This is a genomic window from Novosphingobium mathurense, from assembly GCF_900168325.1.
Taxonomy (GTDB): domain Bacteria; phylum Pseudomonadota; class Alphaproteobacteria; order Sphingomonadales; family Sphingomonadaceae; genus Novosphingobium; species Novosphingobium mathurense.
In genome coordinates, this window is record NZ_FVZE01000001.1 from 1,010,909 (window position 1) to 1,026,361 (window position 15,453).

Genomic DNA, 15,453 nt, shown 5'->3' on the forward strand with positions numbered 1-15,453 from the left:
AGGGTTTTACCGAATGGAACGAAGCAATTGATTTGTTGAACATTACCGGTAGTCTGTCGATCGAGATGCCAGCCACGCCTCATCCGGACTGCAGGGCGCTTGCAAGGATCGGTGCTTCGGTCCGGGAGCGCCTTTCCGGCCAGCCTGCGGTCAGGCGACTGCCCATTGAAGCGGTCGAAATCTACACCTCGAACAGTTTTCTCAGCGCGTCCGATTGCGCCCACATTATGGCGCTCATCGACACTTGCGCCTGTCCTTCGCGCCTGCTGGAAGAAGAAGGCTGGGACGATTACCGTACCAGCTATTCGGGGGACATCGACACGCAGGACAGGATCGTGCGCGATCTCGAACTGCGCCTCAGCGACTTCACCGGCATCGCTCCGTCCTGCGGGGAATCGGCGCAGGGCCAGCGCTATGAACGCGGCCAGTACTTCAACGAGCATTGCGACTGGTTCGACACCGAGGCCGGCTACTGGCGGCAGGAACGGCGCTGCGGCGGCCAGCGCAGCTGGACTGCGATGATCTACCTCAACGCGGTGGAGGAAGGCGGCCGGACCGACTTTACCCACATCGGCCTGAGCATCCCGCCCGAACCCGGTTGCCTCCTGCTGTGGAACAACGCATTGCCCGACGGGACCCCCAACCCGCTGACCATGCATGCAGCCCGGCCAGTCATCAGGGGCGTCAAGTACGTCGTCACCAAGTGGTTCCGGGTTCGCAACTGGCAATGAAATTTCGCAACGCGGTTTCGCTTCTGGCGTTGGGCATGTCCTGTGCGCTTGCCCTTCCGGTCGGGCCGGTCACCGCCGATGCCGCCACACGAACATCGCGGCAGGTGTCTGCAGCGGATGCGGAGCGCAATCGGCTGCGCCTGCTTCGCCTCTTTGCCGAGGACGCGCAACGCGAGGACGACCTCGATCCCCTGACCCCGCTCTATGGCGGAGATGGGGCCGGAACCACGGCGGAAGGCGCCCCGTTCGAACGCCTGTACACCGACGCCCTCGACCGTGACATACAGGTCTCCGCCAGCCGCAGCCGAGAGGTCCTGCAAACGATCGACCGTGCCACTCTGCCGCCCGATCTGCAGCTCTCCTACGATACCTTCGCAGCGCTCAAGGACGAGGAACTGGCTTGGCTTCAGCCGGAGCTGCGCCGCCTTACCAAGGTGCGCCCGTTCAACCACTTCGGCGGTCTGCATGTCGAATTCCCGGCCATGATCGCACCGGGCGGCACAAACGACTATGCCGATGAGGCAGACTACCGGCGCGCCATTGCGCTCTACCGTGCCTTTCCCCGGGTGATCGACAATGCCATCGCCCGATTTCGACAGGGCATGGCTTCAGGCGTGGTCGAACCGCGCCTGACGGTCATTAACATGATCGCCCAGATCGACGCCCTGCTGGCCCAACCCTACGAGCAGTCGCCCTTCTCCGCCCCCCTTCGGCAAGCCCCGGAGACGCTCTCGGCCAAGAGCCGCAAGGCGCTCGAACCGGCATTGCGTGGGGCTACACGCGAGGCGATCTGGCCTGCCTATCGGCGCCTGCGGCAATTCCTGCAGGACGACTATCTTCCAACCGCACGCGCTTCTGTCGGGCTGGGCGACATGAAGGGTGGCGCGCAGCTCTATCGCGCCCTCATCCGCCGCGAGACGACGCTTTCGCTCGAGCCGGAAGCGATCCACGAACTCGGTCTCTCCGAAGTCGCCCGCATACAGCGGGAAATGGACGGAGTGCGCGAACAGCTCGGAATTGCCGAAACCCTCCCCGCATTCTTCGATGAGATCCGCGACGATCCTCGCTTTCACCCTACCAACGACAGCCAGCTCACCGACGGTTTCATGCGCATCGGCAAACAGGTCGAGGCCGCCTTGCCACGCTGGTTCGACCGGGTGCCCGAAACGCCCATGCTGATCGAGCCATACCCGGCATATCGCGAGAAATTCGAAGCCGGAGGCAGCTATTCCGAAGGCGCGCCCGACCGCGGCAAGCCCGGCGTCTTCTACTACAACACCTACGACCTGCCGCACCGCTTCCTCAGCGGCATGACGACGCTCTACATGCACGAGGGCGTACCCGGACATCACTTCCAGATCAGTCTCGCGCAAGAGAACCAGAGCCTGCCCGGCTTCCAGCGCTACGGCGGCAACAGCGCCTTTGTCGAGGGCTGGGCCCTTTATGCAGAGACGCTGGGCTACGGCATGGGCTTCTACAAGGACCCGCTGCAGCACTGGGGCACGCTCGACGACGAAATGCTGCGCGCGATGCGACTGGTCGTCGATACCGGGATCCACGCCAAGGGCTGGTCGCGCCAGCAGGCGATCGACTACATGCTGGCCAATTCGGGGATGGGCCGCAGCGACGCGGAAGCCGAAGTCGACCGCTACATCGCGATGCCGGCACAGGCGCTCGCCTACAAGATCGGCGCGCTCACCATCCAGCGTCTGCGCGACAAGGCCCAGGCACAGCTCGGACCGCGATTCGACATCCGCAGCTTCCACGAGGAAGTCCTGGGGTCAGGCGCCCTGCCCCTGCCCATACTGGAAGCCAAGATCGACGGCTGGATCGCCGCAAGCCGCCCCCACCGCGCCGGAAACTAGACAGGTCACGACTTGCGGTTCGATAGGGTCGGGACCGCGAAGCCGATCCCTTCGCCGCCGAATCCGGAGATTCAGTATTCCTCGCCAGCCTCCGAAGCACGGCGCGCCTCGAGAAATTCGATGAGGTGATCGAAGCGCCGGTGGAGTCGCAGGATCTCCAGCTGCGTGCGCAAGTTGACTTCGTAGTCGTGCCGCGCGGCGATGCGATCCTTGTCCGCCTGACGGTTCTGACTCATCATGATCACCGGCGCCTGGATCGCCGCCAGCATCGAGAGGATCAGGTTGAGGAAGATATACGGGTAGCCATCGAAGGGATGCAGCCCGAACGCCTCCAGCACGTGGCTGTTGATCAGCATCCAGCCGAGCAACACCACGGCAAAGCCGATGATGAAGCCCCAGCTGCCGCCGATAGCTGCAACCCGGTCGGCGAGACGGTCGCCGCGACTGGCATGAGTCGCGGCGATCTCGTCGGCATCGGGGCCGATCAGGGTGCCCGCGGCGATGCGCCGAAGGACGTTCTGCTCTTCCTGCCCCAGTTCGCTGAACTTGCGTCCGAGAAGTTCCTCGGCCAGTTGCTCAGGCGTGCGCCGGGGCAGTTGCATCATTGGCTGGAAAGCGCCTCTGCGATCAGCTTGCGCGTCTCGGGAATGCCGTAGAGTGCGATGAAGCTGCCCATGCGCGGGCCCTGACTGGAACCGAGCAGGGTTTCGTAAAGCGCCTTGAACCAGTCACGCAGGTTGCCGAAGCCGTAAGCCTCGTCCTTGCCGATTTCATAGACCATGTTCTGCAGCTCCTCTGCCGAAGTATCCGCCCCCGCCTTGGCCAGCTCGGCATCGAGCGCCTTGAGCGCTTCGGCCTCATTGGCGGCAGGAGCGCGGCGTACCAGCGTCGGGGCGATGAAGTCCCGGTTGGTGGCAAGCGCGGCCCGCACCAGTTCGCCAAGTTCCGGATGCGCCTCGGGGGTCGCTTCGGCGACGTAGTTGCCAAGATACGACCAGACCTGATCTGCCGTCGCATCGGCGCCCAAGACACCCACGAGGTTCAGCAGCAGCGAGAAGGTCACCGGCAAGGTATCGCCCGCGCCCTGTCCGTTGCCGGTTGCGCGCAGCAGGTGCCAGACCGGATTGCCGAGCTGCTTGTCCAGCGCCTGATCGGGCAGGTTGCCGCGGAACTGCCAATACTCGTCGACCGCCTTGGGGATTACGCCGACGTGCAACTGCTTGGCGCTCTTGGGCTCGCGGAACAGGTAGAAGCCCAGGCTTTCCTCGGTGCCGTAGGTCAGCCACTGCTCGATGGTCAGGCCATTGCCCTTGGACTTGGAGATCTTCTCGCCGTTCTCGTCGAGGAACAGTTCGTAAATCAGACCTTCGGGCTTACGGCGCCCGAGGATCTGCGAGATCTTGCCCGACTGGGTAACCGAGTCGGTCAGGTCCTTGCCGCACATCTCGTAGTCGACACCCAGGTCTACCCAGCGCATCGCCCAGTCGACCTTCCACTGCAGCTTGGCATGGCCGCCGAACACGGACTGCTCGACCGTCGTGCCGTCCTCATCCGTGAAGCGGATCATGCCCGTGGCGGGATCGAGGACTTCGACCGGAACCTGCAGCACCACGCCCGTCGTCGGCGAGACCGGCAGGACCGGCGAATAGGTCTTGCGGCGCTCTTCGCGAAGCGTGGGCAGCATGACGCCCATGATGGCGTCGTAGTGCGAGAGCACGTTCGACAGGGCCTTGTCGAAGGCGCCCGAATTGTAACGGTCGCTGGCCGAGACGAATTCGTACTCGAAGCCGAAACGATCGAGAAATTCACGCAGCATCGCGTTGTTGTGATGCGCAAAGCTTTCGAACTTCTCGAACGGATCGGGGATGCGGCTCAGCGGCTTGCCGAGATTGTCCGCCAGCAACTGGGCATTGGGAATGTTGTCCGGGACCTTGCGCAGCCCGTCCATATCGTCCGAAAAGGCGACCAGCCGAGTCGGCGCGCCACCGGTGAGGGTTTCGTAGGCGTGACGCACCAGCGTCGTGCGCAGAACTTCCTGGAACGTGCCGATATGCGGCAGGCCCGAGGGACCGTAGCCGGTTTCGAACAGCATGGGTTCTCCGCCGGGTTTGCCGTCCGGGTAGCGCTTGAGCAGCTTCTGGGCCTCCTGGAAGGGCCAGGCCTTGGACACACGGGCGGCTTCGATCAGGGCATTCTCAGTCATGAGGCGCTCTTCTTCGAAACGCACGCATTTCGCAAGCGCGAAGCTGCATTGGAACCGGGTCGGGACAGGCCCGTTATGTTCAAAAGGGACCGAAAGGGACGGAGATATCGTGAATTACGTCGAAACATTGCGCACTGAACTGGAGGCTATGGGCAAAGGAGTCGTCCAGGCCCTGCCCTCTCTGGTCATCGCGCTTGTCGTTCTGCTGGTCACATGGATCGTTGCCCGCACCGCTGTGCGCATTGCCGATCGCATCACCGGCAGAACCGCAATCCGCAACGATCTCAAGCAGCTGCTCGATACCCTGGTGCGATTGCTGGTGTGGATCATCGGATCGCTGATTGCCCTCACCATCGCCATTCCCAGCTTCACCCCGGCAGGCGCCTTCGCAAGTCTGGGTGTCGGCGCTCTCGCCATCGGCTTTGCATTCCAGGACATTTTCGAAAATTTCCTCGCCGGCGTGCTGATCATGCTGCGCGACAAGATGAACATCGGCGACTCGGTGATCTGCGGAAGCATCAGCGGCAAGGTCGAGAGGATCACCTTGCGCGAAACGCACATCCGCCAGTTCTCGGGCGAGCTGACCGTCGTTCCCAACTCGATGCTGTTCAAGAACCCGGTCGAAATCCTCACCGATCAGCCCCTGCGCCGCAACGAGATCGTCGTCGGTGTCTCCTATGACACCGATCTCGGGCCCGCTCAGGACGTCATCCAGAAGGCGGTCGAGAGTGTCGAGGCAGTCGACAAGGAAAAAGGCGTGGTCGTCTTCGCCCAGACGTTCAATTCCAGCTCGGTGGACTTCCTCGTCCAGTGGTGGAGCGACACCGTTGCCCAGGACCTGCGCCTGACCAAGAGCCAGATCGTCATGGCGGTGAAGACCGCGCTCGACGAGGCGGGCATCGAGATCCCGTTCCCCTACGTCACCAATACCTTCAAGGAACCGCTTCCCCTTGAACGGGCAAAAAACCTCGAGCCGGTCAACGAGAACGCGGCCTGAGGCGAATCCGGTCTGCCGCGCGCGATTCCACACGGCACCCGGACAATGAAAGACCCGTCAGCAAGCCGCGGATGGCCTGCCGCCGGGTCTTTCCGATTCCGGCCATATTGCGCCGGGTTACTGCCAGGACCATTCGTACTGGAGCGGGCCTTCGCGAAAGGCGAAGCGGTCGATGTGGTTCGCCACGACTTCGGTCAGGCGTTCCAGCGTCGCCTTGTCTTCGCCGGTGATCTCAATCGCGATACCTTGATCGTCTCCGGCCATCGTCGTGACCGCGGCCGGGAAATGTACCTTGCCGGTATCGCCATCGACTTCGACCTCGAACTTGTGGCTCCAGTGCTTGCAGATCTGGCGCACGTACTTGCCGCCGTTGGGCGTTGCGACTCTCGCTGCGATCGTGCTCATTTTTCGATCCTTTCGATATTGCGCGTAGCCTCGTCGATGGCTTCCGCCACTCGCAGGATGAACTTACGGTCCGCACCTTCGACCGAAAGACGGTCGAAGACGGCGGTCTTGAGGTTCTGCATGGCGCGGCGAACCGGCGCGGGGTCAACCTTCTCGCGGGCCTCGGCCAGAGCGGCAAGACGCTGGCGCAGGGTCTTTGCCTTGTCGGCATCGGCCTCGGTCTGTCTGCGCCCCTCTTCCGTCGCTTCGTAAGACTTGCGAGCCCCTTCGTCCGAGCCGACCGCGATCCAGCCCGCCTCTTCCATGTAGGTGAGTGCAGGATAGACTACGCCGGGACTGGGCGCATACTCGCCGCCAGAGATTGCCTCAATCTCACGGATCAGATCGTAGCCGTGGCGCGGCGCTTCTGCGATCAGGGCCAGCAACAGTGTCTGCAACTCCGCCTGGTCGAAAATCCGCCGGCGCCGACCGCCGCGCATGCCGCGACCGCCGCCGAAGCCCAGACCGCCGGCCCCACCGCCGCGACCGTGCCTACCGCGGCCTTCGAAAATCTCATCGTCCAATCCGTCACGTCCCGGCCCGAAGGGACCGCGCATGCCGCCCCGCCGTCCACGCATACCGCGGGCGCGCCGTACAAGGGCGATGTCCATGTCATAATCGTCGCGCGCGAAACGCCGTCCGCCGCGCTTGGGGTTACCGTTCATTTGTCTCATCTTATTTCCATCGATCTTCATGATGGCGTCAAGATATATCTTGTAAGGTTTTTTGCAAGGCGCGAATTTGTATCAGGACGTAATTTCCTGCGGGAAGCGGTGCAGAGCCATTTCCAAATCCTGCCCGTCATCCCTAAGACCCGATCATGTCCGCGCTTCCCCTACCCGCACTGCACGCCAGTCACGGCGGCAGTTGGCTGCGCGACGGCAACGCGGGGACGCGGACCGTCTCAAAGGGCGAAGCGATGATGGCCGCGGCCGATACGCCGCTGCTGATCCTGAACGCCCCGCTGCTGGCAACCCGCCTCGGCTATCCCGACCTATCCGGGCTCGACCTGCTCGAACTCTTCGCCTTCGTGCATCCCGCCCGCTTTGTCGTACCCACGCCCAAGGGTCTGGCCCATGCCCTCGACCTGACCGAACCGGACGGCGAACCCGATGTCCCGCGCCTGTTGCAGGAAGCAGCCGGCAAGTTACTGGAGACTTGCGAGAGCCCGGAATGGCCGGAACGCGAAGGCGCTTGGACGGCCCTGCAATCGCTGGTGCGCATGCGCTGGCCATGGGCCACGCTGCTGGGCACGCGCATCGCCAAACCCCAACGCGCCGAGCGCTGGCTCTTTACGCGCCTGCCTGAGTGGGAAGAAACTGCTGACCAGCCCCAGCCCCGGCAGGTCGAACTGAGCGAAGCGGATGTCCTGCAACAGTTGCAGACGCTGACCGGCGCCAAGGCCGAGCAGCGCGAAGGACAGCGCGCCTATGCCGCCCAGTCCGCCGCCGCATTCTCGCCGCGCAAGGCATCGGGGCAGCCCAATGTGCTGCTGGCTCAGGCCGGAACCGGTATCGGCAAGACCCTGGGCTACCTCGCCCCCGCCTCGCTGTGGAGCGCCCAGTCGGGCGGCACCGTCTGGGTATCGACTTATACCAAGGCCCTGCAGCGCCAACTGCGGCAGGAAAGCCGCCGCGCGTGGCCGGAACGTCGGCCCGACGGCAGCCAGCCCGTTGTCGTGCGCAAGGGGCGCGAGAACTACCTGTGCCTGCTGAACCTCGAGGATGCACTGCAGGGCGGCTTTGCCGGACGCGCCGCGATCCTTGCCCAGCTCGTCGCGCGCTGGGCGGCATATACCCGCGACGGCGACATGATCGGCGGCGATCTTCCGGGCTGGCTCGGTACCCTGTTCCGCCAGCGCGGCATCACTGCCCTCACCGACCGGCGCGGCGAATGCGTCTATGCCGGGTGCCCGCACTACCGCAAATGCTTCATCGAGCGGTCATCGCGGGCCAGCGCGCAGGCCGATCTCGTGATAGGCAATCATGCCCTCGTCATGGTCAATGCCGCGCGCGGTCGCGATCACGCCGCCCGCCCCACCCGCATCGTGTTCGACGAGGGTCACCATGTCTTCGACGCCGCGGACTCCACGTTCGCGGCGGCACTTTCGGGCAGCGAGACGATCGAGCTGCGCCGCTGGGTGATCGGACCTGAGAAGGCCTCGCGCGGCCGACGGCGCGGTCTCTCCGCCCGGCTTGCCGACATCGTCAGCTACGACGAGGCCGGCGCCAAGGCCATCGCCGCCGCACGGGCCGCCGCAGAGGCCCTGCCCGGGGACGGCTGGATGCAACGGATCAACGAAGGCGCGCCGTCCGGACCGCTCGAGGACCTGCTCGCATCGGTACGGGCCACCGTCTATGCCCGAGACGAGAGCGGCGGACAGGAAGCCGGGTACGGTCTGGAAACCGAAGCTGCGGGCCTCGACGGCACCTTCATCGAAGTCTCGCAAGCCGCGCGCGAAGCACTTGCCGACTTGCGCCAGCCGCTGATGCGACTCGGCATGCGGCTGGAAGCCCTGCTGGAAGATTCGCCCGACTGGCTGGACGGCCAGGGTCGCGCCCGTATCGAGGGTGCCCGCCACTCGCTGTCCTGGCGCATCGACCTGCTTGCGGCATGGGAAGCCCTGCTCGACCGCCTGGGCGGTCCGGCCGATCCGGAATACGTCGACTGGCTGGCAGTCGACCGTTCGGAAGCGCGTGAGTTCGACATCGGCATTCACCGTCACTGGCTCGATCCGATGAAGCCCTTTGCCAAAGTGGTGCTCGAACCGGCGCACGGCGTCGTCATGACCTCGGCCACGCTGCGCGACGGCGACGACTGGGGCAAGGCGGTGGCCCGGTCCGGCGTCGAACACATCGGCGTGACCCCGCGCCTCTCCGCCCATGCCAGCCCCTTCGACTATGCAAAGCAAGCCGAAGTCCTGATCGTCACCGACGTCCCGCGCGGCGACATTCCGGCCCTTGCGGCGGCCTACGCGCGTTTGATCGAGGCCTCGCACGGCGGGGCACTGGGCCTCTTCACGGCGATCCGGCGCCTGCGCGCCGTGCATGGCCGCATTGCCGACCGACTCGCCCGCACCGGCCTGCCTCTATACGCACAGCACGTCGACCCGATCGACACCGGCACGCTGGTCGATATCTTCCGCGACGATCCGGCAGCCTCGTTGCTGGGTACCGATGCCTTGCGCGACGGTGTCGACGTACCGGGAGACTCGTTGCGACTGGTGGTGATGGAGCAGGTACCCTGGTCGCGACCGACCATCCTGCATCGCGCCCGGCGACTTGCCGGTGGCGGTGGCAGCTATGACGATGGCATCATCCGCGCCCGACTGGCCCAGGCTTTTGGACGCCTCATCCGCAGCCGCGACGACCACGGCCATTTCGTCGTACTTTCTGCTGCATTCCCCTCACGTCTGCTGAGCGCCTTTCCCGAAGGGACGCCCGTCCTGCGGATTTCTCTGGAGGAGGCTTTACATCGGGTCGCTGCCAATGCTTCAGAAGAAGCGTATAGACCCGATCACGCCGCCCGGCCCTGAATACGAGCTTGCCTGACTGATGAAGACCCTCGGCATTTTTCGCCACGCAAAGTCGGACTGGAACGATGCGCGCCTGCGTGACTTCGACAGGCCCCTCAACAAGCGTGGCCGCAAGGGGGCGGCAATCATGGGCGAGCATATCCGCAATGACGGCAGGACGTGGAAGCGCGTGCTGGCCTCACCTGCGGTTCGCGTCACCCAGACGATCGAACTTGCCTCCGAAGCGGCCGGATTGTCGCCGCCGGTCACGTGGGATCGCCGGATCTACCTCGCCAACTCGGCAACGCTGATAGACCTCCTGCGCGAACAGGAAGGCGATCCCGCCTCGATCATGCTGATCGGCCACAACCCGGGACTTGAGGACCTGATCTTCGATCTCGTTCCCGACGATGGCAGCAGCCCGTTGCGCGACATCGTCGAGGAGAAGTTCCCGACCGCAGCCTACGCCGTGCTGGAACTGGATATCGAGAGCTGGGACGATATCGACGAGAACTGCGCCCGGATCGTCCACCTCGTCCGGCCGAGGGATCTCGATCCCGAACTGGGACCGAGCCTCACCGACTGACCGAATTTGTCGAAAGCTGGGTAAACGCGAGGCAAGAGACGCAAGGCGTCTCAGGCTACCGCCAGTGCTGCTGCCAGTTGCGCACGAATCTGCCTGAGCTCACCGATGATGGCATCGCTTGCCGCGTCCGGGACCTGCGGCTTGACGTCAGGCGTCACGATCGCAGTGGGCGCCGGCTGGGAATCCTGATCCTCGATCGCCTTGCGTGCACCGCGTAGCGTGTAGCCTTCCTGGTGGACGAGACGGTTGATCTCGACCACAAGCGCCACGTCCTCACGACGATAATACCGCCGACCGCCGCTGCGTTTCACAGGCTGAAGCGATGGGAACTGCTCTTCCCAGTAGCGCAGGACATGCTGACGTATGCCCAGCGCCTTGCTGACCTCACCGATGGTTCGCAGAGCCTCCGGATCTTTTCCGTCATCGAAAACCGGGATGTCGGAAAAGGTATTCATCGGCTCTGTTCCTTCAGTCTCCGGCGATCCTGTCTTTCAGCATCTGGCTCGCCCGGAATGTCATAACCCGTCTTGGCGTGATCGGCACTTCCACCCCGGTCTTGGGATTGCGGCCGATACGTTCGCCCTTGTCCCGTAACAGGAATGTGCCGAATCCCGAAATCTTGACGTTCTCGCCCGAACTGAGCGCCGTCGACATGTGTTGAAGAATAGCCTCGACCATCGCCAGCGACTCCGCGCGCGACAGACCTAGCTTCTTGTGGATCGCTTCCGCGATCTCAGCTCGCGTCAATGTATCCGTTGAGCCCATCGAACCCGCTTCCCCTCTGAGCGCCAACCCCCGCGCTGATAATATGATTTAACAGGGAAAAAGGCAATCCTACGTCAATTAATGAACGCAGATAAACCTTAGGGGGTAGGTTCTCAGACTCGCAGCAGGCTCGCGCCCCAGGTGAACCCGCCGCCCATGGCTTCTAGGACGACGAGATCGCCTTCACGGATTCGGCCATCGCGAACGGCCTGATCGAGGGCCAGCGGCACCGAAGCAGCCGAAGTATTGGCGTGCTGGCCAACAGTCATGACGACCTTTTCAACCGGCAGGCCCAGCTTCTTGGCCGTCGCATCAAGGATACGGGCATTGGCCTGGTGAGGCACCAGCCAGTCGATGTCCGAAGACTGAAGCCCAACGTCTTCAAGCACTTCGTTGAGAACCTGGGCCAGGTTCACAACCGCGTGGCGAAATACTTCGCGGCCCTTCATGCGCAACTTGCCGACAGTCCCGGTAGTCGAAGGACCACCATCGACATAGAGCAATTCGTTGTGCGCACCATCGGCATGCAGGCGCGATGCCAGAATGCCGCGGGGCTTGTCGCTATCGCCCTGTTCCTGCGCCTCGAAAATCGCTGCGCCGGCGCCGTCACCGAAGAGCACGCAGGTCGTCCGGTCTTCCCAGTCGAGAATGCGCGAGAAGGTTTCCGAGCCGATGACGAGGGCACGATTGGCCATGCCGGAACGCAGCATCGAATCGGCTACGCCCACGGCATAAAGGAAGCCGGAACACACTGCAGCGACGTCGAAGGCGATGCCCCCGCCGCAACCGAGGTTGTTCTGAACGATCGTTGCCGAAGCAGGGAAGGTCTGGTCCGGCGTGGCGGTTGCCAGGATGATGAGGTCGATCGATGCCGCATCGATGCCTGCCGCTTCGATCGCCTTGCGCGCCGCATCGGTGGCAAGGCTGGAAGTCGTTTCGTCGGGCGCTGCGATATGGCGGTTGGAAATGCCCGTGCGCTCGACGATCCATTCGTCGCTGGTGTCGACCTGTGCCGCCAGTTCGGCATTGCTCACCGCGCGGCGTGGCAGGGCCGAACCGGTGCCGATCAGAACCGAGCGCCGGGTCATGCCCGCTCTTCCTGGTTCCGGGGCATGCGCAGCGAGGCTTCGCCTACGCGTGCTAGGTCGGCAGTGATCCGCTCGGTCACATTTTCCTCCAGGAGCCGCGCAGTCAGCGCAACGGCATTGGCCACGCCCGCAGCATTCGCGCTGCCATGGCTTTTCACGACGATGCCGTTCAGGCCAAGGAACACGGCGCCATTATGATTATTGGGGTCGAGATGGTGTTTTAGCAACTCGGTCGCCGGTCGCGAGATCAGGAACCCGATCTTGGATCGCAGCGAACTGGAGAAGCTGCGGCGCAGAAGGTCGCCGACGAATCGCGCCGTCCCTTCAACCGCCTTGAGGGCGATATTGCCCGAAAAACCGTCAGTCACGACGACATCGACATCGCCGCGGCAGACCTTGTCCGCCTCGGTGAAGCCGTCGAAGGACATGGAAAGGTCACCGGCCGCTGCCTTGAGCGTTGCCGCTGCATCGCGCAGCAGTTCCGTGCCCTTGATCTCTTCTGTACCGATGTTGAGCAGTCGCAGGCGCGGCTGTTCGCGGCCCGTCGCCACGCGGGCATAGGCAGCACCCATGATCGCGAACTGGACGAGATTGCGGCTGTCGCACTCGGTATTGGCACCGAGGTCGAGCATGACCACGTCGTTGTCGCCCAGCGTCGGCAGGAGAGCCGCAAGCGCAGGACGATCGATGCCCGGCATCGTGCGCAAGGTCAGCTTGGAAATCGCCATCAGCGCGCCGGTATTGCCGGAGCTGACGGCTGCCCCCGCGTCGCCGGCCTTCACCGCAGCGATGGCACGCCCCATGGACGTACCCTTCGCGCGGCGCAGGGCCTGGCTCGGCTTGTCCTCGCCACTGATCACACCTTCGGTGTGCAGGATCTCCGATGCACCGCGAAGGTTCGGGTGATCCTCGAGCGCGGCCTTGATCCGCGTCTCGTCGCCGACGAGGAGGAAATTGAAACGGTCATGGCGACGGCGCGCGAGTGCCGCGCCCTCGATCATGACGCGCACGCCCTCATCGCCGCCCATCGCATCGATAGCGATACGCGGCAGAGTCATGGGCAATCTCCGAACTTCGTCTGAGGTCTTAGATTTCGACCGCGACGATCTCGCGACCGTTGTAGTGGCCGCAAGCGTTGCAGAGGTTGTGCGGACGCTTCAGCTCGCCGCAGTTCGGGCACTCATGAAACGCTTCAACCTTGAGGGCATCATGGCTGCGGCGCATGCCCCGGCGGGACGGGGTCGTTTTTCTCTTAGGGACAGCCATTTTGGCACCTGTTCCTGGAAATGCGTTAATGTCAAAAAGGCCGCCGGGAACCGTCACCCGGAACCGGCGGCTTGCGAAGGCGCGCCTATAACCGATTTCTCACGAGTTGCAACCCGTTGATACCTCCCTCATGTAGCCAAAACCACATTGGGGGAGATGCCCGGGATGATTCTACAGACGACTCTGTGCCTTGCCGCTGCTGCTGCGGTCATCAATTTCTGGCTGCTCACGCGGGTCGGCAGACTGCGCATGGCGGCCAAGGTCCTGCACGGAGACGGCGGCAATGAAGCAATCGCGCGCCGGATGCGCGCGCAGCTCAATTTCGTGGAGAACACGCCCTTCGTCCTCATCCTGATCGCGGCGATCGAAATGAGCGGCAAGGCCGGTTCCTGGCTGGCGATCGTGGGCGCCATATATATGGCCGCGCGCGTCGCCCACGCCTTCGGCATGGACAGGTCGGACGCGAACCTCCTTCGCGCGGGCGGAATCATCGTGACCGTCCTAACCCTGCTGGGCCTTTCAGTGGTGGCGATCCTGATCGCGCTGGGCCGTCTCTGATCCGTCAGGACGCGCGGCGTGAAAGCGCCGCGTCGCTGACGTAGGGATTGTGGCGGCGCTCGTCGCCGAAGGTGCTGACGGGGCCATGGCCGGGCACGAAAGTCACATCATCACCCAGCGGCCAGAGACGCGTGGTGATCGATTCGATCAGATCGTCGTAATTCCCGCGAGGAAAGTCCCAGCGCCCGATGCCGCCCTGGAACAGGACATCGCCGACCATGGCGAACCTGCTGGGCGCGTGATGGAACACGACATGTCCGGGCGTATGCCCCGGACAATGATAGACATCGAGCGTCAGTTCGCCGACCTGAACCTGATCGCCATTCTCCAGCCAGCGGTCAGGCTCGAACGTATGCGCGTCCATGTTCCAGCGCGGTCCGTCGTCAGTGAGCTGGGCAATCCAGAAGCGATCCTCTTCCTGAGGCCCTTCGATCGGCACGCCCATTTCCTTGGCGAGTTCGCCTGCCATGCCGCAGTGATCGAGGTGCCCGTGCGTGACCAGCACCTTTTCCAGCGTCACACCGGTTTTCTCCAGTGCGGCCTTCAACTTGTCGAGATCGCCGCCGGGATCGACCAACGCCCCGCGCATGGTCTTGGTACACCACAATAGCGTGCAGTTCTGCTGGAGCGGGGTGACGGGAATGATTCCCACGCGCATCGGCGGTTCGGTCTGGGTCATGGGACGGGAAATGGCGGCCAATCTCTGCGATTGCAACCGTCCAGCCAACACGCTGGCGATCAGGCGCCACTTCTAAAGCCGGCCGCCCTTCCAGACCACACGCCCGATCACGTCGATGCTGTCCGCCGAACATTCGATGGGCTCATAGACCTTGTTGTCGCTGATGAGCCGAATGCGCCCGTTCGGACCGCGCTCGATCCGCTTGACCAGCAGGTTCCCTTCATGTCGTACGACGTGAATGCCCTCGCGAAGGCCACGCACTGTGCGGTCGACAAGTATCTCGTCGCCGTCCTGCAAGGTCGGCACCATCGAATCGCCGGCCACGGCAATCGCGCTCAGCGCACCGGGATCGAGCCCCATGCCGCGCAGCCAGCGCGGGGAAAAACGGATCGAGCCCACCAGCTCCTCCTCAACGGCGAAGGCACCACCGCCGGCCGAAGCGTCGACCGCAAGTCTGGGCACATCGACCCAGTCCTGACGCCTCTTGGAAGAAATTTCCTTCGGCTGTCCCAGGAGCGATTCGTCCACCCCGAAAAACCGCGCGAGCTTTCCGCGATCGCCTTCCTCCAGCTTTCGCGGGCTGCCCTTGCGAACGAACTGCTGGAGATAACTGGGATTTTTTCCGAGCATTCGCGACAGGGCGGAGAGACTGACGCCACGTTTCTCGGCCAGTTCCAGCAGCGCTCCGCGGGGATCGGTCATGTCCATTTTGTAATCCGTAGGTGAAGGAAATTTCCTAGACAAGTAGGATTTCGAT

The 15,453-nt window shown here is 63.6% G+C and carries 17 protein-coding genes; 6 read left to right on the forward strand and 11 right to left on the reverse strand.

Annotated elements, in window-relative coordinates; translation table 11 throughout:
- The first annotated feature begins 65 nt into the window (after positions 1-65).
- Together B5483_RS04790 and B5483_RS04795 are read left to right on the forward strand one after the other, a co-directional pair.
- Complete coding sequence (locus B5483_RS04790) at positions 66-731, forward strand: 2OG-Fe(II) oxygenase (protein ID WP_054948128.1); 666 nt, start codon at positions 66-68, stop codon at positions 729-731.
- A complete protein-coding gene (locus B5483_RS04795) occupies positions 728-2,596 on the forward strand; it encodes a DUF885 domain-containing protein (protein ID WP_079729611.1) in 1,869 nt (622 codons plus the stop codon). Before B5483_RS04790 ends, B5483_RS04795 begins: the two co-directional genes overlap by 4 nt.
- A gap of 71 nt (positions 2,597-2,667) precedes the next feature.
- On the opposite strand, the gene B5483_RS04800 is transcribed toward B5483_RS04795, so the two are convergent.
- Both B5483_RS04800 and B5483_RS04805 read right to left on the reverse strand, forming a co-directional pair.
- On the reverse strand, positions 2,668-3,201 hold the full coding sequence (locus tag B5483_RS04800) for a DUF1003 domain-containing protein (protein WP_054948065.1): 534 nt from the start codon (positions 3,199-3,201) through the stop codon (positions 2,668-2,670).
- A complete protein-coding gene (locus tag B5483_RS04805; protein WP_054948127.1) occupies positions 3,198-4,799 on the reverse strand; it encodes a lysine--tRNA ligase in 1,602 nt (533 codons plus the stop codon). The genes B5483_RS04800 and B5483_RS04805 overlap by 4 nt, the downstream gene beginning before the upstream one ends.
- Before the next feature lie 109 nt (positions 4,800-4,908).
- Between B5483_RS04805 and B5483_RS04810 the strand changes: the two genes are divergently transcribed.
- A complete protein-coding gene (locus tag B5483_RS04810; RefSeq protein WP_054948064.1) occupies positions 4,909-5,796 on the forward strand; it encodes a mechanosensitive ion channel family protein in 888 nt (295 codons plus the stop codon).
- A gap of 117 nt (positions 5,797-5,913) precedes the next feature.
- Here B5483_RS04810 and B5483_RS04815 read toward each other — a convergent pair whose 3' ends face one another.
- Both B5483_RS04815 and B5483_RS04820 read right to left on the reverse strand, forming a co-directional pair.
- Positions 5,914-6,201 (reverse strand): DUF2218 domain-containing protein, encoded by a 288-nt coding sequence (locus tag B5483_RS04815; protein ID WP_079729612.1) that lies wholly within the window; start codon positions 6,199-6,201, stop codon positions 5,914-5,916.
- Entirely contained in the window at positions 6,198-6,914 is a 717-nt protein-coding gene (locus B5483_RS04820; RefSeq protein WP_342743635.1) for a PadR family transcriptional regulator, read from the reverse strand. The genes B5483_RS04815 and B5483_RS04820 overlap by 4 nt, the downstream gene beginning before the upstream one ends.
- Before the next feature lie 146 nt (positions 6,915-7,060).
- Between B5483_RS04820 and B5483_RS04830 the strand changes: the two genes are divergently transcribed.
- Together B5483_RS04830 and B5483_RS04835 are read left to right on the forward strand one after the other, a co-directional pair.
- Positions 7,061-9,775 (forward strand): ATP-dependent DNA helicase, encoded by a 2,715-nt coding sequence (locus tag B5483_RS04830; RefSeq protein WP_079729614.1) that lies wholly within the window; start codon positions 7,061-7,063, stop codon positions 9,773-9,775.
- Positions 9,776-9,794: 19 nt separating this feature from the next.
- Positions 9,795-10,340 (forward strand): SixA phosphatase family protein, encoded by a 546-nt coding sequence (locus B5483_RS04835; protein WP_079729615.1) that lies wholly within the window; start codon positions 9,795-9,797, stop codon positions 10,338-10,340.
- Between the two features lie 50 nt (positions 10,341-10,390).
- Here the strand turns inward: B5483_RS04835 and B5483_RS04840 are convergent, their stop codons facing one another.
- The 5 genes from B5483_RS04840 to rpmF all read right to left on the reverse strand — a co-directional run bounded on the left by B5483_RS04840 (position 10,391) and on the right by rpmF (position 13,459).
- Positions 10,391-10,795 carry a MerR family transcriptional regulator gene (locus tag B5483_RS04840; RefSeq protein ID WP_054948060.1) on the reverse strand — a complete coding sequence of 135 codons (405 nt, stop codon included), beginning with the start codon at positions 10,793-10,795 and terminating at the stop codon, positions 10,391-10,393.
- A gap of 13 nt (positions 10,796-10,808) precedes the next feature.
- The gene (locus B5483_RS04845) at positions 10,809-11,105 is read right to left on the reverse strand and encodes an integration host factor subunit alpha (protein ID WP_007015066.1); all 297 of its coding nucleotides are present in this window, start codon (positions 11,103-11,105) and stop codon (positions 10,809-10,811) included.
- 113 nt (positions 11,106-11,218) lie between these two features.
- Entirely contained in the window at positions 11,219-12,193 is a 975-nt protein-coding gene (locus B5483_RS04850) for a beta-ketoacyl-ACP synthase III (RefSeq protein WP_079729616.1), read from the reverse strand.
- Positions 12,190-13,251 (reverse strand): phosphate acyltransferase PlsX, encoded by a 1,062-nt coding sequence (gene plsX / locus B5483_RS04855; protein ID WP_054948058.1) that lies wholly within the window; start codon positions 13,249-13,251, stop codon positions 12,190-12,192. The genes B5483_RS04850 and plsX overlap by 4 nt, the downstream gene beginning before the upstream one ends.
- A gap of 28 nt (positions 13,252-13,279) precedes the next feature.
- Positions 13,280-13,459: a 50S ribosomal protein L32 gene (gene rpmF / locus B5483_RS04860; protein WP_013833797.1), complete on the reverse strand. Its 180-nt coding sequence runs from the start codon at positions 13,457-13,459 to the stop codon at positions 13,280-13,282.
- Positions 13,460-13,624: 165 nt separating this feature from the next.
- On the opposite strand from rpmF, the gene B5483_RS04865 reads away from it, so the two are divergent.
- Positions 13,625-14,017, forward strand: a complete 393-nt coding sequence (locus B5483_RS04865) for an MAPEG family protein (protein ID WP_054948057.1) — start codon at positions 13,625-13,627, stop codon at positions 14,015-14,017.
- Between the two features lie 4 nt (positions 14,018-14,021).
- On the opposite strand, the gene B5483_RS04870 is transcribed toward B5483_RS04865, so the two are convergent.
- Both B5483_RS04870 and B5483_RS04875 read right to left on the reverse strand, forming a co-directional pair.
- A complete protein-coding gene (locus B5483_RS04870) occupies positions 14,022-14,696 on the reverse strand; it encodes an MBL fold metallo-hydrolase (RefSeq protein WP_054948056.1) in 675 nt (224 codons plus the stop codon).
- Between the two features lie 72 nt (positions 14,697-14,768).
- Positions 14,769-15,404 (reverse strand): LexA family transcriptional regulator, encoded by a 636-nt coding sequence (locus B5483_RS04875; protein WP_054948055.1) that lies wholly within the window; start codon positions 15,402-15,404, stop codon positions 14,769-14,771.
- Between the last annotated feature and the right edge of the window lie 49 nt (positions 15,405-15,453).